This is a genomic window from Colwellia sp. 75C3 (assembly GCF_002836255.1).
Taxonomy (GTDB): Bacteria; Pseudomonadota; Gammaproteobacteria; order Enterobacterales; family Alteromonadaceae; genus Colwellia.
Genome location: NZ_PJAU01000055.1, coordinates 102,674 through 118,781, shown reverse-complemented (window position 1 = coordinate 118,781; position 16,108 = coordinate 102,674). Strand labels below are relative to the sequence as shown.

Genomic DNA, 16,108 nt, shown 5'->3' with positions numbered 1-16,108 from the left:
ATAACGTTTTTTAAAATTAAACATTTGATAAACGAATAATTAGCTGTTTATTTTGAGGCAAAAGCACCTTTATAGTGCAATCCAATAGTCTTGGGGGGTATTGTATTTACGTGGTCAATGACAGGTAGGTTAACCGAATATTACGCTGGGATTACTCGACAACTTATACATAAGCACTAAGCAATTATTTATACTTATGCATATTTTTTGCACATTGTTTTGTTATGCTATTTAAAAATAGAACCTTGTTACACATACGCATTATGTTCACCTTGAAATACTGTACCCTCAACGCTGCGTTAAAAGCATTTTTGGAAGGTATTATTTCACCTATTATATAAAGATGAATAAGCATTTTTTCATCTTTATATAATAGGTTTTATGCACTAACAACTTCATATTACAGCTCTTAGGATTATTAAGTGTTCAATGAAAATTCAAAATAAATTGTTTCTTTTTTTGTTTGGCTTTAGCCTGACATTAGTCACCGTTTTGGTATTACTGATGCAATGGAGCATTGGTAAAGGCATGGTTGAATACGTTGTCTCTAAAGAAATTGAAACATTTAAACCTATTATGTCTAAGCTGTCACAAGTCTATAAAGTTGAAAGTAATTGGCGTTCAATGACAGGAGATCACGCTAAATTCCGTCGGTTAATATCACAGCAACTTGATGGTAGTGACTTTGATGATGCTCAAAGAAAGCGGGATCCTGAGCATAGACGATTGAGAAAACAGGACGGTATGTCACCACCACTAAAACATAACAGACCACCCTCTCGTAACGATTTTAACGGTAGGAACCCTCCAAAACGAGAGTCGCATTACGCCCTACTCGATATTGACGAAAAACTTATTGTCGGAAATTATCATCAATCATTGGAATATGTAAAAACGCCGGTCAAGCTTAACAATAGTATCATTGGTTTTTTCGCGATTTCTAAACGTAACCAACTAACCCAGGGCTACGAAGTCGACTTTATCGAACAACAACGACACTATTTATGGCTTATTGCCCTGTTTGTTATGGGCCTAGTCGCTTTAGTGACATTTCCCCTTGCCCGACATGTTGTTGAGCCAATAAAGCTCATAACACGAGGTATGCATAAATTAACACAAGGTGATTATCAGCAAACGATAGATCTAAAGCGACAGGATGAGTTAGGGCAGTTGAGCCGAGATTACAATGAATTGGCGTTAACGCTGACAGAAAATGAATCAGCAAGGAAGCGCTGGCTGGCCAATATATCTCATGAATTACGCACACCCGTTGCTATTTTACGTGGCGAGTTAGAAGCAATGCTTGATAAAGTGAGACCACTGACTTTGAGCAATATAACTTCAGCAAATGATGAAGTAAAACACCTGCAACGTTTAATCGATGACTTAAACTTACTGACCAGTGCTGACATCGGCGGCATGCGCTACCGTAAACAGCACGAGGATTTAGTGTTATTAATGCAAGGTGAAACAGAGAAGTATCGTGGTTACTTAGCTGATGCTGACATATCATTAACGCTTGAGTTTAGCGTCCAAGAAGTCAATATTTATGCTGATATAAACCGATTAGTTCAGTTATTTGAAAACATCATTAACAATTGTATTAAATACTCATCGGCTACTCAACTGAACATATCGGTCAAGCTAGACGAGTTAACAGCTAGGCAAGTTATTATTGTCTTTGACGACGATGGTGTTGGCGTAGATGATAAACATTTATCACATTTATTCGAGCATCTATATCGCGTTGAAGATTCTAGAAACCGTAAAACAGGTGGCTCTGGTTTAGGTTTGTCTATTTGTCGTCATATTGTTGTTGCTCATCAAGGTGAAATTAGCGCTGGCCATTCTATGTTGGGTGGTTTAGCTATCATGATTAAATTACCACTAGCGTAATGAGTAACCATTATTTAATTATCTATAGTTTAATTATCTATAATTTAATTACCCATCATTTTTAGGGGCTGATATGTCAAATTCGATTTTAATAGTAGAAGATGAAGTTAAGTTAGCGAGTTTATTAGCCGACTACTTTGCCCTGACTGAGTATAGTCCGCATCTAATCCATCATGGCGACGAAGTAATCGACTGGGTTAAAAGCAACCAACCTAAAGCCATTTTACTCGACATTATGTTACCGGGTAAAAATGGCATTGATTTGTGCAAAGAAATTAGACAATTCTCGAATGTCCCTATCTTAATGGTTACTGCCAGAGTAGAAGAAATTGATCGCTTACTTGGCTTAGAGTTAGGGGCAGATGATTATATTTGCAAACCCTTTAGCCCGCGTGAAGTCGTTGCGAGAGTGAAAGCAGTACTTAGAAGAACAGAAAGACCAACACAAACACTCGAAAACACCTCAGATATGATCATACTTGATGAACATCGATTTATGGTGAGTTTTCATCAGCAAGAAGTATCCTTAACCGCGGTCGAATTTCAGCTATTGAAACCATTAGCTGACAACCCAGAACGTATTTTCACCCGCGAGCAGCTAATGCAAAATATGTATTCCGATCACCGTATTGTTAATAACCGCACCATTGATAGCCACATTAAAAAACTGCGTAAAAAACTCAGTGATATTAGTGACGGTAAAGACTGGCTACAATCTGTATATGGCACTGGGTATCGTTTAGTGTTGTAGTTTTTGTATAAAAGTGAACATTACTTACAGAAGTCGTAGCTGAAAGAAAACAAGCAAATATGGCAAGATTGGATCACAAAAGAATGCTCGTAAAGATGACAGGAAATAATAGTTTGGGTTTTGTGTATTCTAGTAATGTGATGACAATAGCTCATTATTTATGGCTTAGTAAGTAACCTAGTCGATGAGATTACTTACTAATAAAATTGACTTATTACCAACAACTTTCAGGCTGTTTCAATCCATTTGGATTAACCGCATTTACAGTTAATGTCATTGGGTTACATTCCTTATCCGCTGATAACGTACCTTGCGGCGTCGCAGTAATAACATAGGCATTACCCGTCACTTGCGAAAGTGATAACTGATAATGTCCTTCTGAGCTGACTTGTCCGTGTTCAATACTTAGTTCATTACAGCTATTATTGTTACCAAACATGGAAGCATATTTAGGGCAGCTTCCTCGAAATTTTTCTTGCGCTAATTGCAATGATAACACGGCAGCGATGCCATCTGAGCGCTTTGCTGCTCTTATTGATTCTTGAAATGAGGGGAACGCTATTGCGGCTAAAATCCCTACAATAGCGAGCGTTATCATTAATTCAATTAAGGTAAAACCATTATTTTTCATCTGTTTACTCCCTGCTTATTGACAAGTTTTATTTGAAGACACTACAAATAATGACAAGTTAACATTACTCGCCGGGACCGCTTGCAACGTTATACTTGCGGTTGAACTAGTACCATCTAAAATTGAATAGGAACCTGATAGTAAGTTTGGTTCATTGATGCAAAGTTTTGTACCACTGCTACTACCAAAAGTAAGTGTGCCAGACCAAAGTTCCTCTGTTGGAAAAACATCACTCTGGCAGCTAAAAGCAAGCCCTTCAGAGATCACTTTGCACTCACCACCATCATCGGAAATGAATGCGGAGGTTAAGACTTTATTACTCGAAGATGATACTTGACCTGATATTGTTAACGTACTGCCCGTCATACACTGATATCCTTCGGCAGATTTATCTTGGCTAATATTGGAAAAGTTTTCTCGTATCTGGGTACATGAAATAAGGGAATAATCTGTATTTAGCTGAATATAGCCATTCCAGCCATTGCCCCAATCATAAACATCACAGGAATAGTTAAGTAGATATTGTCCGCCACTTGGTTTCATCACCTCTCCAATAGCGCAATTTCCGCTACCATCAGAAGTATTTACCATCATATTACCAACAAGTTCCGTAATATCCTCTGGAGATACAACAGAGACAGAGCCAGTAATAATGTGGCGTTGAGAAGGAGGATCACTTGGATCAAATGGGCAAACATCATCTATAGAGAAAATTGAAGAATCAAAGCTATCAACCAACTCACTATTTTCGTTAAAACAGAAAAAATCAGTCGGTACTTGTGTAAATAAATCACCAACTGTTCCCTGTTTATTGCTATCGGGACGCACCATCACTCCTTGATTAATACATTGTTCACCGCCAGTATCACTATTATTTAATGATGAAATAACAAAGTCATGACTGGCTCCATTTTCTGTAGGAATTTGTGCAGCATCCCCAACACCAATAGAGTAATAAATAATGTCACCTGATTCATTTTTTACAGGTACACCTTTTTCATCTACTTTATAAGTCATCCCTCTATAAACTCTCCTCGCGGCAATACTAGGTTGCTGCCAAAGGTTGTCCGAAGTGGGATCCCCTTGGCACACTTTATCTTTTTGAGATATTCCTCCATCGAGAATAATACCAATATTGCCGTGCCAACCTCCCCCTAGATAACAGGTATAATGATAATATTTATAATCGCCTTGTGGCGCAGTAACCATCGCTTGAGTATCGCCAACACTTAGCTCAACTGTTTTTCCGCTCATATCGGTATAATATTGCTGGCAATAAGCAGCATCCGAAGCTTTGACAAAAATATCACCAGGATTAAGTTTGTTTTGAGACGCTACATCGATATAAACAGAGCCTGATATTCGAACGAAATCTGTACATTCACCGCTATCAAGGTCACATGCATCCACAAGTGTTAATACAACATTTCCTTCGGTATCGACCAACAGGCTATCATCATTTTCAGCCTTATAGACTTTCATTAAGTCCTCATTAGTCGCTATTAATATCGCGGAGTCATAATCACTTATCACTCCGGCACCTAATACCGCACGACCTGTAGCAGATGGAATAAGCGCTTCAAAAGCATCACCGACAGAATCTCCCGCTGAACGTGGTTTTTGCCAAGCAATCGATGAATTTACACTAACAGTTTGCTTTTGTTCACTTCGATTTTGCCAGTGAACAAAAATAGTAACGTCTTTTACTTTATTCGCGTCAGCAATAGACTCTACTCGCGTAAACGAAGCGTTAGTACCGGTGAATAAGGTTTCATTACCATTAGTTATATTACTATAGCTTTCTGAAAACTCCTCTTTCGTGGTGATATCTGCACTATAGTTTCTTAATTGCTCAAGCCGCTGCTGTGCAATGACCATCGCTTCCGATTGTGCCTTGTTATCGCTACTTTTCTTGATAATATTAGAATGTAATGTTCCTATTGATAACAAGCCTACAGCTAAAATCATCATCGATACTAGTACTTCAATTAGGCCGACTCCGCCTTGGTATTTTTTAATTAATTGCATACTGTTTTCCTCGTTAAAAGTCTCGCCAAGAGCCCGCAGATGAAGCTAAAGGACCATTTTCGCGAGTACCTTCTAATAAGCCAGAGTTGTACCAAATGTCTAAACTACCTGTGGTAGATTTTGCGATGCCACCAATAATGACTGCCCCATGAATGGTACTATTACCAGATAGAGAGGCATCTCCCATAACATAAACAATGCCATAGAAATGAGGACTTCCTTTTAAGCTGGCATTACCATTAATAATAACGATTGAAGGTGCTTCATTTGCTGAAGAACAGCGGTTGTTGCCTGTGACGCTAACCTTGCAACCCACCGTTACTTTACCTATATCAACATCACCTTCGTACCAAACTATTTTATGCTGAGCTAAATTTGCTGCGCTATTAAAGTCATCACCATTTGCTGCGGATAAGTCAATGTCGACCATAGCAGCACGATAAGCCTTAGGTGACATACCAAAAAAATTTTCAAACATTTGTTCTGCGGTTAAATTGGCTAAATTTGAGTCATGTTCAATAATGTCTAAACCAATGGTCGTTTTATTAGATGTTTGCGTTTCACTGCAGGTCATTGGTGTATCCATACAACTGGGATATGCAGGATCAGCTGGATTAGCAATATAAGTAGCAGTACTATTGTTAGAGCCAACATCAACATCACCACCACTCCATATTGTGCTGCTACCTTCCAAGTTATGCACGGTAGCAGAGCCGTTAACATCAACCGTACCATGCGCAGTTAAAGGGTTATTAGGGACATTTGGCAAAGCATCAATCACGGTAACAAATTTAGTTATTGTACGAGTTGCTGTACTGTCATCACTAAAACCTTGCGCTACTATTTCAAACGCTAAAATAACATCAGGATCGGAGTCAATATCCCTGATAGAAACCTCAACACGTTGTTGACCTACCGCACTGGTATTCACTGTGCCAACATTGTCACTGTTTAACTCAAATATCGCATCAATAATGCCATCACCATCTCTGTCAGGGTCATCTGAAATATACTGATATGCTGCTGAAACACCAAATTCTGCCGCTTCAAACGCTAATTTAGATCGCATTTGATTATTGATTACTTTTTGCTCAAACAAAATTGAACGTGTCGTAAATAAAGTCACCAATGTGATTAATAATAGAAATATAATGGAGAAGGTTATGACCACAGCTCCACGTTGTCTTTTCCCATTATAGGGTGTTACATTTTCTCTTGTTTTCATTATCACCAAGTCCTAACTCTGTCATTTCTTACTCTAAAAACTTGATTCAACTGACTTTTAACAAAAGGATCACCAGTTAAAGAAGACTCTATTTTTACAGTGATTTGCACCGTTTCACTAGTAACATCACCGCTAGTTATTTTGGGTGATTGTTGATAACAATCCATTTCCGCATCATCATCAATACCGTTACTTGAATCATTGTCGACATTGTCTGGTTCACGGGTATTAATACAAACTGATTTTTCTAACGAAAAGGTTAACTTATCAATATTAACCACTTCGCTATCCGTGAGATCTTCCCAAGTGCCACTAAGACAACTGTCATGTTTTGTGCTGGCAATATCACCTACATTACGCATTTGAGCAACGCCAGCATTTAGACGAAAACCAACAATATCTTGAGCACTTAACACGCCGTCACCATTAATGTCATAACTAAAAACTAAACACTCTCCAGTAGCAGCACTGTTGCCAAAAATAACGGTATTACTTTTAAGACTATCAATCAGTGTTAATTCACTATGACTGCTTTCATTAAAAGGATTAGCTGATGGGTCTCTGGCAATATAATCACTTATCGTTGAATCTCCCTGTCCCCAATAGCCTGCACGGCGAATATCGCTGCCAATCATATTCATTAAAGCTGAGCTTTGCTGCAACAGCTTACTCATTTGTAACGTATCGCTACTACTAACAACTGTTGATACATAAACACTCATAAGACCAGAGATAACAATAGTACCTAGCGCGAGAGAGATCATGAGCTCAACTAAAGTAAAACCTTTCGAACAGGTATGTGAATAAGTACGCTTATATAGGGGGATTTTCCCTGATTGATTCATTAGCAATTTTTGCTACTATAGCCAACAATGGAGTCATCAGGTGAGCACATTCTGATCATCCCTAACCGACTGATTTTGATTTTTAATTTATTGCCATTATTGGATATAAGAGAAATTTCACCTGAGTCTGAGAGTCCTCTCATGGGATCAAAAGTAATTTGTGAATTTGAATTGGGGCTAGTAAAGTTGTCAATATTCATTCTAACGTTATTAAAGTCACTACCGGCAAACCGCATCAAAATTAGATCATCCATATCAGTACCATTGTCACCATGTATAATGTCATCTCCATCATTCACAACGACTGTACAAGCATTAACAGCTATCGGATTAATCTGAGATAAGTCACAACCAGCAGTGCCTTGCGAAAAACCGTAAAGCCATTGCTCTGAACCTGAAGCAGAGAAACTCATGGTTACATTTGTTGAGCGTGCAATAGATTCAATCCGTGCTTGTTGCAAATGGCCATAAACTTGCTCTGAAGCACCAACAATACGTTTTTCATCAAAAGTATCTAAAAAGCTGGGTAAGCCTATGGAAAGCAATATAGATAAAATTGCAATACTAATAAGTAATTCTAATAACGTAAAACCTTTTGCGAAGGCTCTATTTCGGTAAAAGAGTGGTGGTACTATGGGGTGCATCTACTGTCCAATATGATTAAATATCGTTCACGAAATTATTTCAATGAGCGTTAAAGCGAGGATATTACGGTCAATAAGAAAACAATTGTAGATGCGTAGCGTTAAGCTTTGTAATTAAAGGTACGAATTGATATTTATGAGTTATAGGAACGAATGAAAGCGTAGGATCATGGCGGGATAATATTAACTGGTACAGATTCTATTTTTGATGCCTTTTGTCAATAAAGGCATCTTATTAAATAAATTAATGATTACAAAAGTCTTCCTTGAATAAGGTACAGCAGAGCTAAATAACCCCTAGATAAACCAGCCTACTATACTGCTAATTAACTTTGGTAACATACCTAAAGGTTCAACAACCAAGCCATCCAATACTATTTGAGTTGATTTATCATGCTGACTTAACTGGCTACTCAACATCAGTAAATCTGCCGCCATTAACGGTAATCCGGACTCTTCTGGTTGATAAATAGTACCTATTTCATAATATTCACCTGCTCTGTTGGTCATTTCAATATGCGCCCCTAGTATTGCGCTTACTTTATGCTTACGGGTGAATTCAACCAAACGAGTAATACTGTCTTTGTAATCATGCCACTCTTTAACATAGATAACTCCAGGGTAAAGTGTATCTCCAGTAAGCAACCACTTGGTTTGTGTATCATAAATTGAAATAGCTTCTTCTTGATGACCAGGTGTTGGAATAATAGTTACACTGCGCCCGCCAAGATCGATAGTTGTCTGTTCTTCAGGCCAATCTTTAAACGCGTAATATTCTTTAATCCCCTTACTGTTAGGTGCCACTACCGTAACATTTGGCTGATTTTCAAATTGAGAGTCTGCGCTGTAATGATCACTATGACTATGTGAATGAATCACCAGCACTTCTCGATTACGACTATTGTCTTGCTCTGCATGCTTTTTATTTAAAGTTTGTACTGTTTTATAAAGAGGAAATTCCTGTTCACTTGCCGTTGCGCCGGTATCTAACACCAATATTTTATCTTCACCCACAAGAACATAGATAAATGGCGCTTCATAACTAAGACACTTATTTTGGCGAAGTATGTAACTCGATTTATCATATTGGAAGACTTCAATAGCCGGATCATCATTCGATTTACAGTCCTCAGAACCATGCAGCCATTGCTTATTCTGCAATGACTCGATTAATTCATTAGATGTTTTATTTGAAAAGGTATTTGAAACTTTATTTGAGATGTCATCACTAAGCTCTTTATCTTCGTCAGCAACCACTTCGCTTGCTAAAGAAACTAAAAGTATTGCGAGTAGTAAACGGTTTTTCATCATATTTCCTTGAGTAAACAATATGAAGTAAGTCCAGCTAAGCTGTCTACTTCATCGGTGTTAATTTATTGAGTCTATCCATTACTAAGGAAGTTCTGTGCCAGTTTTAATATAGATTAATTATCCATCTTTATCAGCCAGTTACGACAAACAATACTAATTAATGCTTCTTCGAGCTTTACAATTGTTCGATTTCATCATGAAAATGTTCGAATCTAATTTATAACAATTATTTTTACTTCCTCAATTGCTGCACATTTGCTGCACATTAACGTTTTAAGCTAACTATACCCGTTCCACTTGAAGATGTAGGATTCAGCTGGAATTATAAACGCCTTTAGGCAAGGCGTTTATTGAAGTTAATAGTTATTCTATTGTCGAAATCAATAACGCAGCATAAAGCGTTTATAAACCAGCCCTTTGGGGAAGCATGAGCAAAACATACTCGTCGTTACATTTGTTTTTAAGGGAGTAACCCTTAACAAAAAAATGTGCCTTGATTATGATTTACTCAAATTTACTGAAACGAGCACTTTCAAGTGGAGCGGGTATATATCAACGCAGCATAGTGACAGGTGGATTCACCGAAAAGGAAACTTAACAATGAAAGATAAACTTAGTATTTGGAATAGCTCAAACTCAGTATTTTTGAGCTTATTAGTCGCATCGACATTGAGCGCTTGTGGTGACAGTACAACGAGTGATGATAGTGGTGAGATTATAATCACCAATACTGCACCCGCCGCTAATGCAGGTAGTGACCAAACCGTATTCATCAACAGTACCGTTGTGCTTTCAGGTGAACTAAGTAGCGATGCTGAGGGTGATACCCTTGGTTATGCTTGGACTTTATCAACACTACCCAGCGGCAGTGTTGCAACCTTGTCGAGTGAAAATACTATTACCCCTTCATTTGTCGCAGACGTAATGGGTAGTTATATTGTTCATTTAACCGTGGATGACAGTCAACTAAACAGTGAAGTAGATAGTGTTGAAATTACAGTGTCAGAGATAACAGAGGGCTCTACCTCGAACGTTTTATGTGATTATAATTATAACGAATTTAATGATTCAATTTATGTACTTAATGACAGTATGGCGCAATGGAGCTGTACAAATGGCGAACGTTTACTCAGCGCTAATGGCATCCCAGATCATGACGTAGGAGAATTTCCAAACGCGCATAATCCCAATACAATTACCGAACAATCGGTATCTGCCAATCTAACGTTATCACCACTAGAATCTACAACCGCGACTACCTTGGGTGGTCCAAGTGGCGCTACCGGTTATGTACTTAATGGCGTAAAAATTGATGCCAACACCGCAGGAAGCTGCGATGACAGCGGTAATAACTGCAGTCTCATCGGCAACACAGGTAATTGGCATATCGAAGCATTAGGCCAAACGAGTTTTAACTTTGGTACTGATGACAATAATGCCCACGTACAACCTGGTGGCATATATCATTATCATGGAATGCCTGAAGCTTTTGTTACGAAGCAAGGTGGTAATAGCGCAACGATGACAATAATCGGCTGGGCCGCTGATGGTTTTCCTATTTATGCGCGGTATGGCTATAGCATAGCTAGTGATTCAAGCTCTGCACTTAAGTCGATGACCGGTAGTTACGAACTAGTGAGCCCTGTGAGTAGTGCTAGACCTTCTGCTGATATTTATCCATTAGGTACTTTTGGTGAAGATTGGCAGTATGTAGCTGGCTCAGGTGATTTAGATGAATGTAATGGTCGTGTTGGCGTAACCCCTGAATTCCCTGAAGGTATTTATCATTATTACGCTACCGACAGTTACCCCTACTTTCAGCGCTGTGTAAAAGGTGAAGTTGAAGTTACTGGTGCAATGCCGCCACCATAATCAAGTTCGCTCTTTTGCCTTTCAATCACTATGAATATTTTCCAAGGACATTTTACTCAACCATGTCCTTAGTAACAAAAGCTGATAACTCAGCGTTTAAATAAACTGAGTTATCTTCACTTTACTTGGAATTAACACAATGAAATATTTAAAAAAATCATCGGTCATTGCTGCTGTAATATTACTTAGCATACTATTTTCTCAGCAGTTATATGCACATATGATAGTTGCCCAACATGGTACATTAAACGTTGTTGATGATGGCGTATTTATGGTGCTTTCATTGCCCGTTTCAGCCTTTGAAGGCATTGATGATGACAAAGACGGTAAACTTTCTTCCAAAGAGTTCACTGAGCATCGCCCTGCCATCATTAAAAGCATTCACAACAACATTGTATTAAAAGAAGAAAATGGCAAAGTAGCGCTACAAGGCATGATGTTATCACCGGTTACTTCCCATCATTCACCTAAGTCGCCAGCGTCACAGCTAATGGTTATGGGACGTTACACAATAATTGAGCCAAATAATGAGCTTGAATTTGAAGTAACATTGTTTGGTAAAGAGACAGTAGAAAAAACATTAATAATCACCGCAACGCGGAAAGAAAGTGATAGTAAACAAAAAATTGAATTATCGAAAAATAAGTCAACGGTAATACTATTTGAATAAACTCTTTGCCGCATTGCCATTAGTTTCACTAACGCTAATGCATAAGCTTAATGATCTATAGTAACTATCTTTTAATTACTGTAATGGTGTAAACCTTTACAGAGTAATAAAGCTAAAATTCAAATAGCCAACTAATCGTTATCCACGCTAAAGCCTTTATGTACCCATCGATCTCGTCCCTGACTTTTTGCCTGATATAACGCTTGGTCTGCTACTTTTAATACTTGGCTTATAGTTACTCCCTTAACAAATTGACTAACAAGACTTGAGCCAATACTGCATGTTAAAGTGAGTGATTTTTCATTTGGTATTTTTACTAACCTAATATTATCTAGAATACGTACAATTATCTTTTCTAATTCTTCGGTAGAGATATTTTGTAAAATAATAGCAAATTCCTCCCCGCCAATGCGTGCATGAAAATCACTCTTTTGTCTTAGTGCCATCGACACTGCATTGACAACAGCAACTAAACACTCATCCCCAACGTCATGACCATAAGAGTCATTCACAATCTTAAAATAATCTAAGTCATAAATAATAACAGCAACAGGCAATACTGCGCCGGCATCATTAATCATCTCCTTGCTAAACTCATCAAAATATCGTCGATTAGCAATCTTAGTCAAAACATCAGTTCGAGCCATCTCATTCAGTAAAAATGTTCTTTTTTCTACTTTATTCTCAAGCTCTTTAGTCAAATTATTTGAACGTTTTAAGGTAAAAAACATGCAGAATAGACCAATCATAGAAAAAGAGATAAACATTATATAAGCATAATTAACCGTGATTGCTACGCCATCTGTATTAGCCGCTAATGGAATAGTGATATCAATAGCACCACGTATATCACCTATTTCCCAATCAGTTTTAGGGCTCGATTTATGATTGTTATGGCACGCTATACAACTTGCTTCCATAAAAATGGCTTCGGCATGACGTAAAACAGGCAGTCCGTTAAGGCTTTCTACGCGTTCAAAAACGGTTCTCTCCGCGGAAAGCTGCTCTAGAGCGTCATGTTGAAAAGGATCTTGTGGGCCCGCTAATATTGTTCTTTCTGAAAACGGGTATTTACTATAAGTGCTTAAAATAAAGCCTTCTTGGGGCTTTGAAATTGCCTGACCTAATTCAATAGCGAAAGTAGCAGGGTTAGGAATAGCTAACGCATGGTTATGGTAATTAGCTTGCACGTGAATGTCAGAATGTGACCTGATCTTGGCCACAGCGTTAACACTATAAGAAACTCTCGCTTGGTTAATAACTGACGCCAATACTTCAGCGGTACGTGAGGCAAGTGCTCTTGAAGCTGAATACTCCAACTTTTGAATAGCAATTAATGAAATGACAGCCATTAAAATAAAGAACAATGCAAAATAACTCATTACTTTATTTTGAGAAGTACTCATAATAATGAAGTCCACCTTATAATAAGCGATTTAATCGGATTTAAGCTATGTTCTCTGGAAAAGGAGGCATTAGCCATACCATAGAGTATTGAAGAAAAACCAACGAGATATTCAATGATGTCTCAATTCGATAGCCTACTATTGATAATAGACCATTCTTATTTACATAAAATGATAAAACTCAATTCACGCAGTTTCCGACGAAAAAGGAGTCTTATATATTCGATAAATGGTGATGATAAAAGCTAATTACAACGTTGTAAATTAGCTTTTACCTTGTCGATTATCTATTTTTCAGCAGCTATTTTTATCTGTTATTTCTTAGCGGCTAGAGCACGTGCTTGATGCAATTTCTTATAACTTTCAATCAGTCTTTGATGCTTATCTAAACCTTCAAGGTTCATGCTAGTTTCAGTTAAACCAAAGAATCTAACTTCACCAAATACCGAGCCAACGACATTAACCATGTTTTCTTCACCAAACATTCTATTGAAGCTATGCAGGTAATCTTCAAGCTCCATTTCTTCGTCTATGGTCACTTCAAGTACCGAGTGAATGGCTTGATAGAATAAGCCACGTTCAACGGTATTGTCATTGTACTGTAAAAATTCTCCCACTAACTCAATAGCATCTTCAAGTGCGCCTAGTGCTAAACAGATAAGAATTTTCAATTCGAGAATGGTTAATTGCCCCCAAACTGTATTTTCATCAAACTCAATACCAATTAACGTTTTGATATCAATGTAGTTATCTTGCTGACTTTCTTCTAAGCGGTCAAATAAACTGGTTAATTCATCTTCACTTAAACGATGAAGATTTAAAATATCTTCACGGTAAGCTAATGACTTATTCGTATTGTCCCAAATCAAGTCTTCAACTGGGTACACCTCTGAATAATCAGGTACTAACATACGACAAGCGGTAGCGCCTAATTGGTTAAACTCAGCAATATACACTTCCTTGCCTAAGTCTTTTAAAATGCCCATTAAGCCGGCATTCTCTTCTTCATTGGTACCAGAGAAATCCCATTCAACAAATTCATAATCATGTTTGGCACTAAAGAAGCGCCATGAAACAACACCGGTTGAGTCAATAAAATGGTCAACAAAGTTTTCAGGCTCTGTTACTGCCATGCTATTAAAGGTAGGTTTAGGTACATCATTTAAACCTTCAAAGCTTCGACCTTGTAATAATTCAGTTAAGCTACGCTCTAACGCTACTTCAAAGCTTGGATGCGCACCAAATGAGGCAAAAACCCCACCGTTTTTAGGGTTCATCAAGGTGACACACATTACTGGGAATTTTCCGCCTAATGAGGCATCTTTTACCACAATAGGGAAACCCTGCGCTTCAAGCCCTTCAATGCCTGCTAAAATAGCTGGGTACTTAGCAATAACGCTTTTAGGTACATCAGGTAAAACGATTTCTTCAGCGATAATTTGCTTTTTAACAGCACGTTCAAATATTTCTGAAAGACACTGTACTTGTGCTTCGGCTAAGTTATTACCCGCACTCATACCGTTACTTAAAAATAAGTTTTCAATTAAATTTGACGGGAAATAAACCGTTTCACCATCAGAGTGGCGAACATAAGGTATTGAACAAATACCACGCTCACTCATACCTGAGTTGGTATCAATTAGGTTTGAGCCGCGAAGCTCGTCTTCAGGGTTATAAATAGCTAAACAATAATCATCTAAAATATCGCTCGGTAATTCGTCATTCTCACCTGGTTGGAACCACTTTTCATTAGGGTAATGAACAAAATCACTGGTCGCAATATCCGTCCCGAAAAATTGATCGTTATAGAAGAAGTTACAGTTAAGTCGCTCAATGAATTCCCCTAAGGCAGAGGCTAACGCACTCTCTTTCGTTGCGCCCTTACCGTTAGTAAAGCACAGTGGGGATGCAGCATCACGGATATGCAATGACCAAACATTAGGTACTATGTTACGCCACGAAGAGATTTCAATTTTCATACCAAGGTCAGCCAAAAGACCTGACATATTGGCAATGGTTTCTTCTAAAGGTAAATCTTTACCTAAAATAAAAGTGCTAGTGCCATCTTGTGGCTGCTGCATCAGCATAGCTTGAGCATCACCTTCAAGACTAGTAACTGCCTCAACTTTAAATTCGGGTCCCTGCTGAACAACCTTTTTAACCGTACAACGGTCAATTGAGCGTAAAATGCCTTTTTTATCTTTTTCAGAAATGCTCTCAGGTAGCTCGACCTGAATTTGAAAAATTTGATTATATCTATCTTCTGGGTCAACAATATTATTTTGTGATAAACGAATATTGTCCGTTGGGATATCACGAGAATTACAATAAACCTTAACAAAGTAGGCTGCACACATAGCTGAAGAGGCTAAGAAATAATCAAAAGGACCAGGCGCTGAGCCGTCACCTTTATAACGTTTAGGTTGATCAGCGATGACACTAAAATCGTCAAACTTGGCTTCAAGTCTAAGGTTGTCGAGAAAGTTAACTTTGATTTCCATTGATATATTTCCGAAGTTGTATACAGCCAATCGGTGGATTGGTTTTAATGCCGCTAATTATCGGATTTTTTGAGTCATTAGTCTTGGATTAATTCAGCAATAATGAAATAAATTACACAAAGCACTCTTTCTCGATGAAATAGTGCTTTATTCAGACCAAGCTTTATAGAGAAGAAACTTCAACTTTTCAATATCTGTCAGGGTATTAATACCCGTATTTGAAGAAGCTTCAGAGTAAGCGCAAATACACAATGCAGCGAAAGGTATTACGCGGTTAATATTCCATACTAGGTATGAGTGATTAATTCATAAAAAAGGCTCCTTTATC

General features: G+C 38.0%; 12 protein-coding genes. 4 read left to right on the top strand and 8 right to left on the bottom strand.

Features of this window, described 5'->3' with window-relative positions; translation table 11 throughout:
* Positions 1–429: 429 nt before the first annotated feature.
* Positions 430–1,896 (top strand): ATP-binding protein, encoded by a 1,467-nt coding sequence (locus tag CXF85_RS14670; protein ID WP_101229394.1) that lies wholly within the window; start codon positions 430–432, stop codon positions 1,894–1,896.
* 73 nt (positions 1,897–1,969) lie between these two features.
* On the top strand, positions 1,970–2,647 hold the full coding sequence (locus tag CXF85_RS14665) for a response regulator (RefSeq protein ID WP_101229393.1): 678 nt from the start codon (positions 1,970–1,972) through the stop codon (positions 2,645–2,647).
* Between the two features lie 214 nt (positions 2,648–2,861).
* Here the strand turns inward: CXF85_RS14665 and CXF85_RS14660 are convergent, their stop codons facing one another.
* The 6 genes from CXF85_RS14660 to CXF85_RS14635 form a co-directional block, all read right to left on the bottom strand.
* Positions 2,862–3,278, bottom strand: a complete 417-nt coding sequence (locus tag CXF85_RS14660; protein ID WP_101229508.1) for a type IV pilin protein — start codon at positions 3,276–3,278, stop codon at positions 2,862–2,864.
* A 15-nt stretch (positions 3,279–3,293) separates the two neighbouring features.
* Entirely contained in the window at positions 3,294–5,306 is a 2,013-nt protein-coding gene (locus tag CXF85_RS14655; protein WP_101229392.1) for a type IV pilus modification PilV family protein, read from the bottom strand.
* 13 nt (positions 5,307–5,319) lie between these two features.
* A complete protein-coding gene (locus CXF85_RS14650; RefSeq protein WP_101229391.1) occupies positions 5,320–6,531 on the bottom strand; it encodes a pilus assembly PilX family protein in 1,212 nt (403 codons plus the stop codon).
* 2 nt (positions 6,532–6,533) lie between these two features.
* A complete protein-coding gene (locus CXF85_RS14645) occupies positions 6,534–7,376 on the bottom strand; it encodes a PilW family protein (protein WP_101229390.1) in 843 nt (280 codons plus the stop codon).
* Positions 7,376–8,020 (bottom strand): GspH/FimT family pseudopilin, encoded by a 645-nt coding sequence (locus CXF85_RS14640; RefSeq protein WP_101229389.1) that lies wholly within the window; start codon positions 8,018–8,020, stop codon positions 7,376–7,378. The genes CXF85_RS14645 and CXF85_RS14640 overlap by 1 nt, the downstream gene beginning before the upstream one ends.
* Positions 8,021–8,317: 297 nt before the next feature.
* On the bottom strand, positions 8,318–9,328 hold the full coding sequence (locus CXF85_RS14635; RefSeq protein WP_101229388.1) for an MBL fold metallo-hydrolase: 1,011 nt from the start codon (positions 9,326–9,328) through the stop codon (positions 8,318–8,320).
* 603 nt (positions 9,329–9,931) lie between these two features.
* On the opposite strand from CXF85_RS14635, the gene CXF85_RS14630 reads away from it, so the two are divergent.
* Positions 9,932–11,203, top strand: coding sequence for a YHYH protein (locus CXF85_RS14630; RefSeq protein ID WP_232771213.1), 1,272 nt, complete (start codon positions 9,932–9,934; stop codon positions 11,201–11,203).
* Between the two features lie 139 nt (positions 11,204–11,342).
* The gene (locus CXF85_RS14625; RefSeq protein ID WP_101229387.1) at positions 11,343–11,873 is read left to right on the top strand and encodes a hypothetical protein; all 531 of its coding nucleotides are present in this window, start codon (positions 11,343–11,345) and stop codon (positions 11,871–11,873) included.
* 131 nt (positions 11,874–12,004) lie between these two features.
* Here the strand turns inward: CXF85_RS14625 and CXF85_RS14620 are convergent, their stop codons facing one another.
* Both CXF85_RS14620 and CXF85_RS14615 read right to left on the bottom strand, forming a co-directional pair.
* The gene (locus CXF85_RS14620) at positions 12,005–13,279 is read right to left on the bottom strand and encodes a diguanylate cyclase domain-containing protein (RefSeq protein ID WP_101229386.1); all 1,275 of its coding nucleotides are present in this window, start codon (positions 13,277–13,279) and stop codon (positions 12,005–12,007) included.
* 314 nt (positions 13,280–13,593) lie between these two features.
* Positions 13,594–15,780, bottom strand: coding sequence for an OsmC domain/YcaO domain-containing protein (locus CXF85_RS14615; protein WP_101229385.1), 2,187 nt, complete (start codon positions 15,778–15,780; stop codon positions 13,594–13,596).
* Positions 15,781–16,108 lie beyond the last annotated feature (328 nt).